The sequence below is a fragment of the Myxococcus xanthus genome (genome assembly GCF_013116825.1).
Lineage (GTDB): Bacteria > Myxococcota > Myxococcia > Myxococcales > Myxococcaceae > Myxococcus > Myxococcus xanthus_B.
In genome coordinates, this window is sequence record NZ_JABFNS010000037.1 from 28,566 (window position 1) to 44,990 (window position 16,425).

Below are 16,425 nucleotides of genomic sequence, written 5' to 3' on the forward strand. Positions count from 1 at the left end.
ACGGCAGCCGTCGTGCTCCTGTCGTTGTCACGGCTCGTCTGCTATGTCTTCGAGTTGGCCTTCCGCTATCTCGCGATAGAGCGGCACCACTTCAACGGCGAGCACCTCCCGCATTTCCTGGCGGGCGCTGTCGAAGTCCCCGGCCTTCCGGTGGCGCTTGGCACGGTAAAGCGCGTCGACAATGCGGTCGGAGCCTTCCTTGATGCGGCGCGCGCATTCCAGCAGAAGGGTCTCGGCCTTTTCGGCCGTGGCAAGGGCTGCTGCCGCGTCGGCTTGGCCGATGCCTACCTCCGGCGCGGTGCGTTCCAGCATTTCCCTCACCTCCGCCGTGAGCGTCAGTCGTTCACCGTCCCGCACGCGCCGCGCGAGGGCTCGTACAGGCTCCCACTCAAGTTCATCCGCCATGCCCTGTTACCTCTTGCCCCCGGCGGGGGCGGCACTTGTTGATGGGCCATTCCTGCTGGCCCTCGCAGTAGCGGAAGCAGGCGTAGCAGGAGCCCTGCCAGTCGTCGTCCTTGCACTCGGCGTAGGTCGCGATGCAGCGGCGCTTCCACTCGGGCAGGTTGGTGTTGTGGGCGTCATCGACGTCCGGCGCGTCGGCCTCCGCCGCGACCTGCGAGCCCGCCATGAGCACAGCCGCCTCGGTGGCGGAGAGGCCACACGCATCCGGGCCGAATCGCTGAATGCAACATGTCGCGCTGTCCAGACAGGCGGCTTGAGCGTACGCGTCTTGAGGGGCCATGTCGCGACGGCTGGAAATGCCAGTGGCGCTACTGGAGCATCCCAGTGCAAGTGCCGCGAGCGCGTACGCAAGGGAACGACGGGTGTTCCGACTGGACATGACGGCCACATGTATCGGGTTCGTCACCCTGCGCGTATCACCCTGGATGAGTACTTCGAGGCGGGGCGCCCTCCGCCCTTGCGTCCGATGACGGCGAACGCCGTCAGACGGGCTCGGCGCTCGAAGCAGGCGAGGCTTCCGCCACCACCCGGGGCGCATCCGCCGCCAGGCCCGCCGCGCACAGCACCACCACCGCCATCCACACGAAGTCCGCCAGCAGCAGGTGCACCAGTTGCATCCACACCGGCGCCAGCAGCAGCAGGTTGGTGACGCCCGCGCCCAACTGCACCGCGTAGAGCACGGTGATGGCGGACGCCGCGCGTTGTACGTCCTCTGATGGCCGCACCCGCGCCACCCACCGCGACGCCAGCACCAGGAACGCACCCACGCTCACCGCCAGCAGCGGGTGCAGCACCCGCAGCTTGATGAGGATGTGCGCCGTCTCCGACAGGTCCTGGCGGAAGCCCTCCGCCAGCGTGGTGGACGGGAACAAGGTGTCCCCCAGCGCCGCGATGGCGCCACTCACGCCCAGCACCAGCAGCCCCAGGGCGCTCAGGCCCATCAGCGCGCCCGGCAGCCCCTGGCCCCGCAGGCTCAGGGGGGCGCGTCCCCGGGAGAACCAGATGACCAGCGTCTGCGCACCCACCAGCAGGAAGGTGTTCACCAGGTGCACGCCCATCCACAGGGCCCGGCCCACGGAGGCGTTGTCCGCCACGTACTTCAGCAGCACGATGCCCGCGCCGACGAGCGCCTCCGTCATCATGAAGAACAGGGCCCAGGCCGCCGCGCTCCGCACCGGGTGGCCCTTGGCGTGCCCCTTCCGGGCCCAGACGTAGAGCGCCACCGCCAGAATCATCGCCAGGCCGCTCGTCAGCCGGTGCGTGTATTCGATGAGCGTCTGGACGCTGGGGGCCCGGGGGATGACCTCGCCGTTGCACACCGGCCAGTGGTCTCCACAGCCGGCACCCGAGCCCGTGGCGCGCACGAAGGCGCCCCACAGAATCACGACCAGCGTGAAGGCAAGCACCCCCAGGCTGAAGGCCTGGAACCGGCGGGACGAGGCAGCGTGGGTCATCACGCTCCCCTTAACCCACTTCCACCCCTCGCCGCTGTCCCACACGGCTCTTGGGCGCTCACCCCGGCCATCAGCGCGGCTGCTCGGCTGTCGGGCTGGCTGGGCATCCAGTGTATCCGGAATGATTCAGATGGATGCTGCCCTGCATCCATTGGATATGTCCGCCCCCTGTCCGGGCGCGCGGATGATTTCCGTTTGGGTCAATCACCCTCCCGGGCGCTGGCACGCCGGGTGCTTAACACCCCCACAGTGCATCCGGTGCCGCGGTGGGCGCTGGAGGCACACCTCTTTCGCATGAGGCCGCTTCGGTGGTCTCGGCACCCCGGGTTGGAGTTTCCCCCCTCTCCGACCCGTGGGTGTGTTCTTCCGGAGACGTGGACGCACGCATCTCTGGAGCCGCTTCCCACAGGGGTGTGGGGAAACAGGGTGGAGCGCATCGCGGGCTGAGGCCGCTCCTCTGGCTTCAGCCTGCGATGCGCATCTGCTCCGCGCCCAGCACCGCGGGGAACGGCCCGTAGGCCATGGACCGCTCAATCACGTTGCGCAGCTCGCGCACGTTGCCGGGCCACGGGTGTGACATCAGCGCGGCGATGGCATCCGGCCCCAGCTGCGGCGGCTCCATGCCCTCGGGCGTGAGCTGCCGGACGAAGTGCCGGGCCAGCGCCACCACGTCCTCGCGCCGCTCTCGCAGCGGGGGCACGCGCACCGGCACCACCTGGAGGCGGTAGTAGAGGTCCTCGCGGAAGCGGCCCTCCCGCACCAACTGGCCCAAATCCCGGTGCGTGGCCGCCACCACCCGGACGTCCACCTCCACCGGCCGCATCTCTCCCAGCGGGAAGACTTCGCCGTTCTCCAGGAAGCGCAGCAGCTTGGGCTGCACCTCCAGGGGGAGCTCGCCAATCTCGTCCAGGAAGAGGGTGCCGCCGTGCGCGGCGCGGATGACGCCGGGGTGGTCCGTGGCCGCGCCGGTGTACGCGCCGCGCCGGTAGCCGAAGAGCTGCCCTTCGAAGAGGTCCCGGGGCACCGCGGCGCAGTTGAAGGCCACGTAGGGCCGCTGCGAGCGCGTGGACAAGGCGTGCAGCGCCCGCGCCACCACCTCCTTGCCGGAGCCGGACTCGCCGGTGACGATGACGGTGGCGCGGCTGGAGGACAGGCTCGCCAGCTCCGAGCGCAGCCGCCGCATGGCGGACGAGGCGGCGATGAAGCCCGGCACGTCCGCGTCTCGCACGTCCGTGTCCTCACTGGCGAGCGCGGGCACGTCCACCTGGGCGAAGCCTCGCAGGGTGGCGACCTCCAGCGCGAAGCCGCCCAGCCGGGACAGCGCCGTCAGCAGCGCGCGGCCGTCCGGAGGCAGGTGACCCGCGACGCCCAGGCGGAGCCGCCGGCCACAGCCGTCCCCGAACTCCACGGCCTCGGTGGCGGGCACGGAGGTGTCGCCGCCCAGCGGCGTGGCCCGGCCCTGCGAGTCCAGCTCCTCCAGCCGGGGCGCGCCGTGGGGGAAGAGCCCCTCCACCACGGCCAGCAGCTCGCGCTGGATGAGGGGCGCGCCCATGCCGCGCACCGACAGCCGCTCGAAGGGCACCACCAGGGCCTCCGCGCCCAGGCGGGGCGCGCCCTCGGCTTCGCGGGCGGTGGCGTGGGGCTCGCGGGCGACGTGGTGCACGAAGTGCTGCGGGTGCACCACCATGCCCACGCGGCGCAGCTCCGCCTCGCTGGCGGCCAGCAGCTCACCGGCGGCGGGGTCGCCCTCCATCCGCGCCAGCAGCGCCAGCAGGTGGCGCGTGTAGACGGCCATGCACAGGTCGCCGGTGAGGCTGAAGGTGCCCAGCGCGGCCTCCAGCAGCGACCGGGCCTCGGCGGTGCGCCCGTCCAGGACGTGCAGCAAGGCCTCGAAGCGGTGGAGCAGGGCGGAGTGCCACGCGGACGGCATGCGCTCCAGGAAGGCGCGCGCCCGCCGCAGCAGCACCAGGCCCTCGCTTCGCTGGCATGCGTAGACGCGCGCATACGTCTCGTACAGCAGGCATTCGCGGCGCAGGTAGGGCCAGCCGCCCAGCTCCATGGTGCGCTGTCCGGCCGCGGCGAAGCCCTCCGCCGCGCGATGCGCGTTGCCCTCGGAGAGGTCGCCCAGCGACTCCGCGAACTGGGCATAGGCTCCGGTGAGGGCCCGCTGGATGGTGCCGTCGTAGGCCGTCAGGTGCCGCGCCAGCTTGCGCAGGCCCGGGGACCGGCCACTGAGCAGATACAGCCGCGCGCGCGTCACCGTCAGGTACAGCGGCGTCCAGCGCAGCTCCTCCACCACCGCGTCCGCTTCATCCAGCACGGCCTCGGCTTCCTCGAAGCGAGCCAGCCGCAAAAGGGCCTCGGCCTCCGCGCGCGCGGCGAAGATGAAGGAGAAGCCGCGGACCATGCGCCCGCCATACGCGGCCTCCCGCGCGCGGCGCACCAGTTGGAGCGCCTCGGAGGGCTCGCAGGCCTCGTCCAGCCGGCGCTGGGCCAGGAAGGCCAGGTTGCGCGCCTCCAGGAAGGCGTAGCCCATCCGCGCCGCGCCCTGCGCCACTTCGCGGAAGCGGCGCGTGGCCAGGGTGGTCTCGCCGCGCAGGGCCGCCTCGTGGGCGCAGGCGTCCTCGGCGAGCAGCCGCAGGGCCGGGTCCTTCACCCTCGCGAGCGCATCCTCCAGCCGGCCGGACCCGTGGGTGATGCGCTCCGCCTCGCCCAGGTAGAAGCCGCAGGCGACCTCGGCCATGCGCAGCTGGCAGCGCACCTCCGGGTCGTCGTGGTTGGCCAGCAGCGCCTCCGCGCGCGCCACGTACGCGGCGGACTTGTTCGCGTCGAACAGCTTCCCGTCCGGTGACGCGTAGAGGTTGGCCGCCATGGCGAGCACGCGCAGCTCCACCTCTTCGGGGAAGATGCCGGCGTCCGCGAACGCCAGGTGGGGCAGCAGCGTGGTGAAGGCGCCCCGGCTGTCCTCGCGGCCCCAGCGCTGGAGATAGGCCAGTCCCACCGCGGCCATGGCCCGCGCGCCCGGGGTGCGCAGCAGGCCCGAGGCCAGCAGCGACAGCAGCTCCTCTTCGGCGGCTCGCCACTCGGCCCGCGTCAGGTGGGTGACGCTGGGGAGGATGCGCGCCATCTCCTCGGGATGCAGCTCTTGCCGCCGGGACGCGGAGACGACGGGTGTGGGGGCCCCGCCTCGCGCGGCGAGCTGGCGGAGCGCCAAGGCCACACGGCCACGCGGACGGCGGGCCTGGGGGGCTTCGCTCGGCAGCTCCCAGCGGTAGACGGTGAGAGGGGTGACGCCCAGCAGGCGAGCAAACGCCGCGCGGCTCTGCTCGCCTCGCAGGGCGCGGATGGTCTCGGGTTCCCACCCGGCGCTCTCCCCCTTCGCCTCCGGTAACTCCACGGCACCTGCCCCCTTTTTCGCCCCCCGCCAGCGCACATTCTCTACGGAGTTTCCCAGGGCGAATGCAAACGGTTGAGCATTTCCGTTTGTTGCACCGTGCATATGCAGCAGGCGACGAATGGCGCGCATCTCGCTCCCAGCGGGGACGTGTCGTCGTTATCGTCACCCCGTGCCTCGCGGACGTCCCCAAGCTCCGGTTTCCCCACCTTCCCGCCTCCAACATGAACGCCTGCTCAGGTTGGAAGACGCGCTTTCGGAGGGCCGTGCGCGTGAGGACGGGGCGGTGGAGGCCTGGGTGCGCCGCACCGGGCAGATGCCGCCCCGGAAGATTCGCAGGAAGTGGGCGAAGCAGTGGCGGCGGGAGGCGAAGCGCGCCGCCCGCCGCGCCGAACGGGAGGTGCTGTCCAACCGCTCTCGCAACCCCGCGCGGGGCGCCGCCTACGTCACCGCGTCGATAACGTGCGTGTTGATGGCCCTGGCGCAGCCCCGCCGGCTGTGGTGGCTGGTCTTCGTGGCCCTGGGCTTCTTCCTGGCTTCGTTGAAGCACCTGGAGCGTCCCCGGCGTGACGAGGGCCGCGCGCGCGACGTGCGAACGCCAACGCCCGTGGGTGCCTCAGAGGTGGAGGCGGACGCCCGGGTGGCGAAGGTGGACGCCCTCTGCGCCCGGCTGATGGAGGCCCTGCGCGAGGGGCCCGCGGTGCTGCGTGAGCTGGTGCATGCGCCGGAGCGCACGGTGGAGGCCCTGCGGCAGGGCTGTCATGCACTGGTGCGCCGTGAGCGGGAGCTGCGAGCGCTGGCGCCACCGGATGAGGCCCAGCGACTGGACGCCGAGCGGGACGCACTGGCCGCGCGGGTGGCTTCGGAAGAGGACTCGGTGGTGCGGGAGCGGCTGGCCGGAGCGCTGGCCGCGCTGGAGTCGCAGCGGCGTCAGCGCGCGGAGCTGGCCACCGCGGCGGCGCGGCTCGAGGCGGAGCACATGCGCCTCTACTACACCCTGGAGAGCCTCTACGCGCAGGTGCTGCGGGTGCGCTCGGCGGACACCGCGGGAGAGGACATCGCCGGGCTGGGGCTGCGGCAGAGCGTGGAGCAGCTCGGCGCGGAAGTGGAAGCGGTGACGCAGGCGCTGGAGGAGGTCCACGCCGCGCCCGGCGGTGATGGCCGGACGCGGACGCGGTAGACGCCTGGCGCTGGGGCGTGGGCCACGCCGGTCCCTTCAATCTGGCAGCAACCGGTGAACGGTTGCTTGTCTTCAGAGGTCGCCACGGTGGCGACGCAGGCCATGCGCATTGCCGCGCGGATGGACCCGTGCCGGATGCGAGAGTCAGGTGTGAGGATGGACTGCGAGAGGGGCGAGAATATCAGGCCCAGTCCTCGCCCCTGGCACTCAGCGGACCTCGGGGCAGACCCAGACGTTGCGCGTGCCCAGGGTGCGGCAAGTGCAGACGTAGTCGGACCAGATGCCATCCGTACACTGCTGCGTCGTACCCGGGCCGGAGCACGACGTGTAGTGGAGGTTCCAGCAGAACTGGATCAGCGGCGGCCGGCTGGCGTCGGCGGCCTCCTGGCTCACGAGCTCCTCCGGGTCCACGTCCACCGACAGGTCCTCCGAATCGAAGTCGGACGAGGCGAACGCGGGCAGGGACAGGGACAGGGCGATGAGGAGAGCCTTCTTCATGGGACGGACTCCAAGGGGTGAGAGGGATTGCAGCTGAAGACGAAGCAACTCGAATCCTGGGGAGGCACCGCTATCGCTACCGGTTTGAGGCGGCGAGCGCCTGGGGCTCCTCCTGCGGCGGCGCCGCGGAGGGGGCGGGAAGCAACGGGCCCCCCTCGTATTCCACCCCCTTGGGGTAGGGGATTTCCAGGCCATTGGCGTTGAAGGCCTCGATCAGCAGCCGGTTGAGGAGCCGCTTCACGTCGAAGTGTGTCCCTGGCTGCACCTTGGCTTCGATGCGCATGGTCATCCAGCTCTCGTCCATGCTCTCGATACCCAGAAGCTTGGGGATTTCGGACACCTTCCCCTGCGACAGCATGGGCACCTGCTCGCACACCTGGCGAATCACATCCATCACCTTCTTCAGGTCGCTTTCATAGGCCACGGCCATGTCCACGATGGCCAGCGTCCAGCCGCGGCTGTAGTTGATGACATTCTTGACTTCGCCATTGCGGAGGATGTGAAGGCGCCCGAAGCGGTCGCGAATGCGGGTGATGCGAGGCGTTATCTCCTCCACCACGCCCTCTGTATCGTTGATGCGGATGTAGTCGCCGTTCAATATCTGGTCTTCGAAGAGCAGGAAGACGCCGTTGACCATGTCCGTGACGATGGCCTGCGAGCCCAGGCCCACGGTGAGGCCGACGATGCCGGCGCCAGCGAGGATGGGAGTGGGGTCCACGCCAATGTCGCTGAGCGCCATCATCCCCACCAGGAAGTAGACCAGGTATTTGGAGGCGCTCTGGATGAGGGCGACGAAGGTGTTGCGCCGCCGGGTCGCGTCATCCGGGTTGGGGCCGTCCACCTTGAAGGCCCGCGCGATGAGCAGCCGGACGAACTCCACGACGACGCTGGCGGCGAAGAACAGGGCGATGACGCGGATGAGCACCGGCCCGTATGGCGCAAAGAACTCCAGGCCCTGGAACCGGCGGATGACGAGCGTCGCCACCGAGATGTAGACGATGGCCTCCAGGCTCTTCTGTCCCACCGGGAGCAGCCGGCCGAGGGCCAGGAAGTACTCCTCGTACTTCGTGGCCGTGCTCTTCGCCGCCCAGGTCCCGACCAGCCGCTCTGAGGCCAGGTGCAGCAGGGACACCGCCAGCCGCCCGCCGCTGATGGCCAGCAGCACGAAGAGGGTGGTGCCAATGAGCCAGTCGAGCACGGCCGGGAGTTGCAGCGAGGCGAGCGCCAGGCCCACCGCGAAGTAGGCCAGCAGCAGCTTGATGAAGCCGGGCCCCTGCTCCATCGCCTTCTGGGCATGGGCCCTTTGCTTCGGGGGCAACTCCCATTCGTTCAACCTGCGTTCGATCCGCACCAGGAGCTGGCTCGCCGCGCGTTCCAGCACCAGGAAGGCCGCCATCAACAGCACCAGCAGCCCCGCTCCGCGCCCCACGTTCGCCAGCCCTTCCGCCGTCACCCCCCCAAGCAAGGAATTGAAGTGGGGGGCCAGGTCTTTCTTCGCCCACAGGGAAAAGCCCAGCACCGCGATGCCGGCGACCACCACCACGAAGGACAGGAGGGCGGCGCTCAGCCGGGCGCGCTTGCGAAGGGCGTCTGCCGCCTGCTCCAGCACCTTCAGGCCCACCAGCCGGATGCCCTGGTACAGCAGCGCACTGGAGGCCACCAGAAGGGCCCAGAGCGCGAGCAGCATCAGGGTCACGCTCAGGCCGACAAGCCATGCGTTATTCAACTCAACCGTATCCGCGAGACGGAAGATCTCCATGCAACTGTTGCATATCATGCAAAACGGTTCGTTCGCGCGGAGCTGCGCTTCCGTCAGGGGCGGCTCATGCGAGTGGGGCGCGGTGAGGCCACGCCCCGGCCGTTCCGCTGAAGGGCCGTCTACTCGCTGATGGCGCCGCGGGGCGGAGGCTGCTGCTTCGTGTCCTCCGCCGCGGCGATGCGGACGGACTTGATGTTGATGAACTCGTGGATGCCCACGTCCGCCAGCTCGCGCCCGTGGCCGGAGTGCTTCACGCCGCCAAACGGGAGCCTGGCGTCTGACGCCACCAGCGCGTTGACGAACACCATGCCCGCTTCGATGCCGTCGACGAAGCGACGCTGCTCGGCTTCGTCTTGCGTCCACACGCTGGCGCCCAGGCCGAACGGCGTCGCGTTGGCCAGCTCCACGGCGTGGTCCACGTCACGCGCGCGCAGCAGCGTGGCCACGGGGCCGAAGAGCTCGTCGTGGAAGGCGGGGGCCTGGGGCGGGGGCTCGGCCAGGACGGTGGCCGGGTAGAAGTTCCCCGGACCCTCCAGGGGCTTGCCGCCCAGGAGCAGCCTCGCGCCGGCCTTCACGCTCGCCTCCACCTGGGCATGGAGCCCGTCGAGGATGCCGCGCGTCGCCAGGGGGCCCAGGTCCGTCTTCGCATCCATGGGGTCGCCCACCGTGACGCGCTTCATCCGCTCCACGAAGCGACGCTCGAACTCGGGGTAGATGGCGTCGGCGATGATGAAGCGCTTGGCGGCGATGCAGGACTGGCCGTTGTTGATGAGGCGCGCGGACACCGCCGTCTCCACCGCCTTCTCCAGGTCCGCGCTGGGCATGACGATGAACGGGTCACTGCCGCCCAACTCCAACACCACCTTCTTGATGGCCTTGCCCGCGGCGGCGCCCACCGCCCGGCCCGCGCCCTCGCTGCCGGTGAGCGTCACCGCGCGCACGCGGCGGTCCTCGATGACGCGATGGACGTCGGCTGTCTCGATGAGCAGCGTCTGGAAGGCGCCGCGTGGGAAGCCCGCTTGAAGGAAGAGCTCCTCCAGGGCCAGTGCGCACTGGGGCACGTTGTGGGCGTGCTTGAGCAGGCCCACGTTCCCCGCCATCAGCGCGGGCGCGGCGAAGCGGACCACCTGCCAGAAGGGGAAGTTCCACGGCATGATGGCCAGCACGGGCCCCAGGGGCTGGTAGCGCACGAAGGCGCGGCCGCTGCCCATGTCGACGAGCCTGTCGCGCAGGAGGGATTCGCCCTTGTCCACGTAGTAGCGGCAGGCCGTGGCGCACTTCTTCGCCTCGGCCTTGGCGGCGTCGAAGGGCTTGCCCATCTCCTGCGTCATGATGCGGCCGTAGCGGTCGGCCTCGGCCTCCAGCAGGTCGGCCGCGCGCCGCAGCCAGGTGGCGCGGTCGGCGAAGGTCGTCTCGCGGTAGGCGCGGAACGTGTCGGCGGCGGTCTGGAGCTTCGCCTCCAGTTCCTCGGTGGAGAGGGGCGTGAAGGTGCGCAGCGTCTTGCCGGTCGCCGGGTCGATGGTGGAAATGGCCATGGAAGTGCCTCCTTGGGGCCCTGTGATAGCAGCCAGGCGCGGGGAGGCCGTGCCGCTCGTGGCCCGAGCGTCCGGCCGTTCACTCCAGGGCTTTCGTGGCCCCGGCCCCTCCTTTATATGGGGGGCAGGACTGGAGACCGCCATGGCCGACATCATCCGCGAGCGCCGCTTCAACTTCCTCATCGCCGGGGTGCTGTCCTTGGTCATTCCCGGCCTGGGACAGCTCTACAAGGGCCAGTTCCTGCGCGCCGTCCTGTGGTTCCTGATGGTGGGGGCCGGCTACTGGTTCTTCTTCATCCCAGGCTTCGTTCTGCACTTCTTCTGCGTCCTCGGCGCGGCCTTCGGCAGCGCGGGCAGCGACCGCATCCGCCTTCCCGGGTAGCCAACGTTCCGCGCGGGAGACGCCCTGCCAGACGCTGGAGTGCATACAGTCACCGCCATGTGGCGGAGGCTCTGGCAGTGGATGTCGGGATGGGACGTGGCGGTGACGCGGCCACTGGGGCTGCTGTTGCTGGTGCTGGTCTGCTGTCTGGGCTTCATCGCCCTGTCGGACGAGGTGGCCGAGGGCGAGACGCAGCAGTTCGATGAACGCATGCTGTTGGCGCTGCGCAACCCCGAGGACCCGGCGCGGCCTCGCGGGCCCTGGTGGCTGCGGCGCGCGGCGGAGGACGTGACGGCGCTGGGCGGCGTTCCCGTGCTGACGCTCACCACCCTGGCGGTGTGTGGCTTCCTCCTGCTGGTGAGGCGCTACCGGACGCTGCTGCTCGTGCTCGGCGCGACGCTGGGGGGCGCGGGCCTCAATGTCTTGCTGAAGCAGCTCTTCGCCCGGCCTCGGCCGTCCGTGGTGCCGCACCTCACCGAGGTGGTCAGCCAGAGCTTCCCCAGTGGGCACGCCATGCTGTCGGCCACCGTGTACCTCACGCTGGGCGCACTGCTGGCGCAGCTCGCCGAGCGCAAGCGACTCAAGCTCTACGTCCTCACCGTGGCGCTGCTGTTGTCGTTCCTCGTGGGGTTGACGCGCGTCTACCTGGGCGTGCACTACCCCACGGACGTGCTGGGCGGCTGGGTGGCCGGATTGGCGTGGGCGCTGCTCATGGCGTTCTGCGCGCGGACGCTCCGCCGGCGGAGTCCCGCGCTGCGCGCGGAGGCCCGGCGCCCGGTGGCGTGAAGCGCGGCGGGCCGCGTCAGGCCGTCCACCCCTGGCGCCGTTCACTGCGCGAAGCTCCATGGGGCCGTGGTGCCTGGGCGTCCCGTGGGACCCTGGTCCCAGACCTGACGCCGTGAGAGATAGGGGCCCATGAGCCTGCGGGACTGGCTGTCGCGATGGAGCTGGGGCGGCGCGCCGGTGCCCGCCTTCTACGACGAGTCCTACCGGCTGCCCCTCACCGGCATCGAGTCCTCCGCGGGCATCGAGCCGCGCGGGGTGGACTTCACCACCTGGTATCTCCTGGAGGCCCGCGCGCTGCGCACCCAGGACGTGCACCATCCGCAGCCGGTGAGCCTCGCCGAGCTGTCGCGCGTGCATGACGCCGCCTATCTGGAGTCGCTCGGCCAGCCGGAGACGCTGGCGCGCATCTTCGCCACCGACCCCGCCGACGTGCCGGTGGACGCGCTGCTGTCCAACCTGCGGCGGGTGTGTGGCGGCACGCTGGGCGCGGCGCGGCTCGCGGTGGCGCGCAAGGGCCCGGTGGTGAACATGGCGGGCGGCTTCCACCACGCCGGTCCGGCGCGCGGCGGCGGTTTCTGCGCGGTGAATGACATCGCGGTAGCGCTCGCCGCCCTCCACGCGGATGGCTTCGACGGACAGGCCGTGGTGCTCGACCTGGATGCCCACCCGCCGGATGGCACGGCGGAGTGTCTGGCGGGACAGAAGCGGGCCTGGATGGGCTCGCTGTCCGGCAGCGACTGGGGCGCGCTGTCGCCCGAAGTGGATGAGACGCGCGTCCCCGAGGACACGGACGACAGGACGTACCTGGCCCTGCTCGACGGACTCCTGGAGCGCATGCCCCGGCCGGACGTGGCCTTCGTCATCGCGGGCAGCGACGTGCTCGCGGGAGACCGCTTCGGCCGCGTGGGCCTGTCCCTGGACGGCGCCCGTCGTAGGGACCGGGCCCTGGCGCGCGCCCTGCGTGGCATCCCCAGCGTCTGGCTTCCAGGCGGGGGCTATCACCGCGACGCGTGGAAGGTGTTCGCGGGCACCGTGCTCGTCCTCGCGGGGCAGGGCCGTCGCCGCATCAGGGCGCGCTACGACCCGCTGAGCGCGCGGTATCGGCGCATCGCCCGCTCACTGACGCGCGAGGGCGCGACGCCGCTGGACGAGCCCATCACCCAGGAGGACCTGGAGGGCGCCCTGGGCCTGAGCGGCGGCCAGCGCCAGCCGCGCATCCTCGGCTACTACACGGCGCAGGCGCTCGAGTACGCCTTCTTCCGCTACGGAATCCTCTCCTACGTGGAGCGGCTCGGCTACAGCCGGCTGCGCGTGGAGGTGGGCTCCGTGGGAGAGGGGGACCGGATGGAGGTGCACGGCTGGGTCGCGGGCCAGGAGCACCAGCTGGTGGACTGCGTCGTGGAGCGCCGCGTGCTGGCGGGGGAGCCCTTCCTCTTCGTCAACTGGCTCAGCCTGCGCCACCCGCGCGCCCGCTTCAGAGAGGGGCGCTCGCGGCTCCCCGGCCAGGACGTGCCGGGCCTGGGCCTGGCGCGCGAGGCCACGGAGATGCTGCTCGTGATGGCCCGGCGTCTCACCCTGGCGGGCGTGGCCTTCCGTCCCATGTGGTTCCACCTGGCGGCGCTGGCGCGCTCGCGCTTTCGTTTCCTCGACCCGGCGCGGCAGGGGCGCTTCGAGGCGCTGCTGCGCGACCTGAGGCAGTTGCCCCTCCTGGAGGTCTCCCAGTCGGTGGTGGACGGCCACGTCCTGCTCAACGGTCAGCCCTATGCATGGGAGGCGAGCGACATGGTGTCGCGCCTGGAGCCCGAGGCCGGAGACGTGGAGGCCATTGCCCGGGAGCGCGAGCGCTGCCGCTTCACCTGGGAACCCACCCGGCTGGCGACCGGAGCATGATAGGGAAGGGGCGTGGACCTGGACGCGCTTCGCCGTGAGCAGCACAAGCGCCGGCTCTCCTGGATGCCGTGGCTCTACTTCGTCCTCAAGCCCCGCCACCGCGAATGGGCGGATGCCTGGCAGCGCGAGGTGCAGGCGCTGCTGCGCGAACTGGAGACGGTGGAAATCGCGGAGGGGTGCTTCATCGCCCCGGAGGCGCGCATCTTCGCCGAGCCCGGACGCACCGTCTCCATCGGCCCCGGGTGCAGCATCGCCGCGGATGTCTTCCTCCACGGCCCCGTGACGCTCGGGCCCCGGGTGAGCATCAACGCCCGGGCGAGCCTGGACGGCGGCGCCGCGGGCATCCGCATCGGCGAGGGCACCCGCATCGCCACCGGAGCCACCCTCTACGCCTTCGACCACGGCATGGCCCCGGACCGGCCCGTGCGCGAGCAACCCGTCACCTCGCGGGGGCTCGTCATCGGCGCGGACGTGTGGGTGGGGGCCAATGCCGGCATCACGGACGGCGTCACCGTGGGGGACCACGCCGTGGTGGCCATGGGGGCCGTCGTCACCCGGGATGTGCCGGCGTGGGCCGTTGTCGCGGGCGTGCCGGCCCGCGTCGTAGGGGACCGGCGGCAGCGGCCCCGCTCAGGTGCTCCGGGTGGATGGGAGCCCGAAGACGGAGCGTGAACTTCTCCCGCATTCATTGACTTCCAGTTATTGAGACCCAATATGCTTCGGGTCGACGTCGCTCCGGGAGGGGAACCGCAGGGTCTGGATTCGCTCCCGGCAGCCGTAGGTGCTGTCAGGGCTCCGGCCCCTCTCCGATGAGGCGCGAGGGAGGCCAGCACGTGGCAGACGAGCAACGGGACGCGGCGGTCATGGACGCTCCCGGGAAGGCTTCAGGGACGGCTCCCGCCGACATGGCGTGCGAGCTGCTCCCTCCCATGAAGTCGCAGGCGTCACACGCCGGGAGCCAGGTGGAGTCCGAGCGCTTCCGGCACCTGTCCGAGCTGCTGCACGAGGTGGTGTTCCAGCTCGACGCGCAGGGGCGGCTCACGGTGCTGGGTGGTGCCTGGGAGCGGCTCACCGGGACGCCCGTGTCCGCGTGGCGGGGCCGCGCGCTCCTGGAGGCCATCCACCCGGAGGACCGCGCGCGCGCCCAAGCGTTGCTGGCGTACACCCCAGGCACCCCCGTTTCGCGCCAGGAAGTCCGCGTGGACACGGGCGGCGGCCATGGCGTCCGCTGGGTGGAGCTGTCCGCCCGGGCCCTGGCCACCGTGCCAGGAGAGGTGCTGGGGACGCTCCTGGATGTGACGCCGCGGCGCGCCGCGGAGGATGCCGTCACCACCCGCGAGCGCTACCTGGACGCCATGGTGCAGGTGCAGCGGCGGATGATGGGGCACGACCTGCCGGACGACCTGTACGGCGCAGTGGTCGAGCCGCTGGGCCATGTGTCCGCCGCCAGCCGCGTCTACGTCTTCGAGATGCACTTCGCCGAGAACGGCGCGCTGCTGGCGTCGCAGCGCGCGGAGTGGTGCGCGCCAGGGGTTCCTCCCAACCTGGAGGACCCCAACATGCACGGCCTGCCCTTCGACGTGGCCCTGCGGCCCCACCAGTCCGAACAGCTGCAGCGCGGCGAGCCGGTGCAGGGGCAGCCCCGCGACTTCTCGGAGTTGCTGGCGCCCATGCTGGAGGCGCAGGGCGTCCGCTCCGTGCTGCTGCTGCCCATGCACGTCCACGGGCAGCTCTTCGGCGTCATCGGCTTCGACAACTGCCGTGCACCCGAGTCCTGGGGCCCCATCGAGGTGAACCTGCTGTCGGGCGCGGCGGGCGCGCTGTCCCTGGCGCTGGAGCAGCGCACGGCCAACGCGCTGCGCATGCGCACGGAGACGACGCTGCGGCGCACGGAGGCCGGCGTCCACCTGCTCATCGAGGCCTTCCCGGACCCGGTGCTGGTGCACGTGGGCGACGGCGTGCTGCTCTCCGTCAACCCGGCGTTGGTGCAGTACCTGGGCTTCCGCGACGCCTCGGAGTTGGTGGGCCGCCACATGCTGGACCTGGTCCGCCCCGAGGACCGGGGGGCCGCGCAGCTCCACCTGAGCCAGGCGCTGGAGGGCAAGAGCGCGGCGCGCGTGGTGGAGATGCCGCTGGTGCGCAGCGACGGTGAGGTGGTGGTGGCGGACCTGGTGACGCTGGCCGTGGTGCTGGACGGCTCGCCCGCGCGCATCACCGTGGCGCGCGACTTCACCGAGCGCAAGCGCACCCAGGCGCAGCTCATGCTGACCGACCGCATGGCCTCCATGGGCCTCCTGGCCGCGGGCATCGCCCACGAGCTGAACAACCCCCTGGCGTACGTGCTGTCCAACCTGGACTTCCTCCACAGCGCCGTGGGCGGCGTGCGCCCACGGATGCTCTCCCCGGAGGACATGGTGGAGCTGCGGCAGGTGCTCGACGACGCCCGCGAGGGCGCCGAGCGCATGCGCCAGATTGTCCGCCAGCTGCGCGTCTTCTCCCGCGTGGAGGACGGCAAGGAAGAGTCGGTGGACGTCCACGCGGTGCTCGAATCCGTGACGCAGATGGCCGCCAGCGTGGTGCGCGCCCGCGCCCGGCTGGTGAAGGACTACGGAGAGGTGCCGCTCGTCCGTGGCAACGAGGGCAAGCTGTTCCAGGTGTTCCTCAACCTCCTCATCAACGCCGCGCACGCCATCGAAGAGGGCGATTCGGAGGCGAACGAAATCCGCCTCACCACCCGCGCGGAGGTGGGCGGCCGGGTGATGGTGGTGGTGAGCGACTCGGGCCAGGGCATCCCCCCGGAGCACCTGCGCCGCATCTTCGACCCCTTCTTCACCACCAAGTCCTCTGGCCTGGGCACCGGCCTGGGGCTGTCCATCTGTGACACGATTGTGACGGCGCTGGGCGGCCACATCTCCGTGGAGTCGTCGGTGGGCGCCGGCACCACCTTCCGCGTGGCGCTCAACGCCGCGCCGCCCAAGGCCCCGGCGAACCAGCCGGGCGCGTGAGCGCTGAGACGGCCGGTGTCACCGCCGGCTCTCGCGCGGACTGTAGCCCTCTCGACGGCTCATTCTTCCGGTACTGCGCG

General features: G+C 71.0%; 13 protein-coding genes. 6 read left to right on the forward strand and 7 right to left on the reverse strand.

Annotation, left to right across the window (positions count from 1 at the left end; all coding sequences use genetic code 11):
• Positions 1–27: 27 nt before the first annotated feature.
• The 4 genes from HNV26_RS13240 to HNV26_RS13255 all read right to left on the reverse strand — a co-directional run bounded on the left by HNV26_RS13240 (position 28) and on the right by HNV26_RS13255 (position 5,313).
• Positions 28–405, reverse strand: coding sequence for a DUSAM domain-containing protein (locus HNV26_RS13240; protein ID WP_171440420.1), 378 nt, complete (start codon positions 403–405; stop codon positions 28–30).
• Complete coding sequence (locus tag HNV26_RS13245; protein WP_253816532.1) at positions 395–742, reverse strand: hypothetical protein; 348 nt, start codon at positions 740–742, stop codon at positions 395–397. Before HNV26_RS13245 ends, HNV26_RS13240 begins: the two co-directional genes overlap by 11 nt.
• Positions 743–944: 202 nt before the next feature.
• Complete coding sequence (locus HNV26_RS13250) at positions 945–1,916, reverse strand: COX15/CtaA family protein (RefSeq protein ID WP_171440418.1); 972 nt, start codon at positions 1,914–1,916, stop codon at positions 945–947.
• 463 nt (positions 1,917–2,379) lie between these two features.
• Positions 2,380–5,313, reverse strand: a complete 2,934-nt coding sequence (locus HNV26_RS13255) for a sigma 54-interacting transcriptional regulator (protein WP_171440417.1) — start codon at positions 5,311–5,313, stop codon at positions 2,380–2,382.
• A gap of 238 nt (positions 5,314–5,551) precedes the next feature.
• On the opposite strand from HNV26_RS13255, the gene HNV26_RS13260 reads away from it, so the two are divergent.
• Positions 5,552–6,490, forward strand: coding sequence for a hypothetical protein (locus HNV26_RS13260; protein WP_171440416.1), 939 nt, complete (start codon positions 5,552–5,554; stop codon positions 6,488–6,490).
• Positions 6,491–6,697: 207 nt separating this feature from the next.
• Here the strand turns inward: HNV26_RS13260 and HNV26_RS13265 are convergent, their stop codons facing one another.
• From HNV26_RS13265 to HNV26_RS13275, 3 genes are all read right to left on the reverse strand, one after another.
• Complete coding sequence (locus HNV26_RS13265; RefSeq protein ID WP_253816533.1) at positions 6,698–6,988, reverse strand: hypothetical protein; 291 nt, start codon at positions 6,986–6,988, stop codon at positions 6,698–6,700.
• A gap of 76 nt (positions 6,989–7,064) precedes the next feature.
• Positions 7,065–8,747, reverse strand: a complete 1,683-nt coding sequence (locus HNV26_RS13270; protein ID WP_253816534.1) for a mechanosensitive ion channel family protein — start codon at positions 8,745–8,747, stop codon at positions 7,065–7,067.
• Between the two features lie 119 nt (positions 8,748–8,866).
• A complete protein-coding gene (locus HNV26_RS13275; protein ID WP_171440414.1) occupies positions 8,867–10,282 on the reverse strand; it encodes an NAD-dependent succinate-semialdehyde dehydrogenase in 1,416 nt (471 codons plus the stop codon).
• A 142-nt stretch (positions 10,283–10,424) separates the two neighbouring features.
• On the opposite strand from HNV26_RS13275, the gene HNV26_RS13280 reads away from it, so the two are divergent.
• From HNV26_RS13280 to HNV26_RS13300, 5 genes are all read left to right on the forward strand, one after another.
• Positions 10,425–10,664 (forward strand): hypothetical protein, encoded by a 240-nt coding sequence (locus tag HNV26_RS13280; RefSeq protein ID WP_020478281.1) that lies wholly within the window; start codon positions 10,425–10,427, stop codon positions 10,662–10,664.
• A gap of 57 nt (positions 10,665–10,721) precedes the next feature.
• On the forward strand, positions 10,722–11,450 hold the full coding sequence (locus HNV26_RS13285; RefSeq protein ID WP_171440413.1) for a phosphatase PAP2 family protein: 729 nt from the start codon (positions 10,722–10,724) through the stop codon (positions 11,448–11,450).
• Between the two features lie 129 nt (positions 11,451–11,579).
• Entirely contained in the window at positions 11,580–13,340 is a 1,761-nt protein-coding gene (locus HNV26_RS13290) for a histone deacetylase family protein (RefSeq protein WP_171440412.1), read from the forward strand.
• A gap of 12 nt (positions 13,341–13,352) precedes the next feature.
• Positions 13,353–14,012: a DapH/DapD/GlmU-related protein gene (locus HNV26_RS13295; protein WP_171440411.1), complete on the forward strand. Its 660-nt coding sequence runs from the start codon at positions 13,353–13,355 to the stop codon at positions 14,010–14,012.
• A gap of 161 nt (positions 14,013–14,173) precedes the next feature.
• Positions 14,174–16,345 (forward strand): GAF domain-containing sensor histidine kinase, encoded by a 2,172-nt coding sequence (locus HNV26_RS13300; protein WP_171440410.1) that lies wholly within the window; start codon positions 14,174–14,176, stop codon positions 16,343–16,345.
• Positions 16,346–16,425 lie beyond the last annotated feature (80 nt).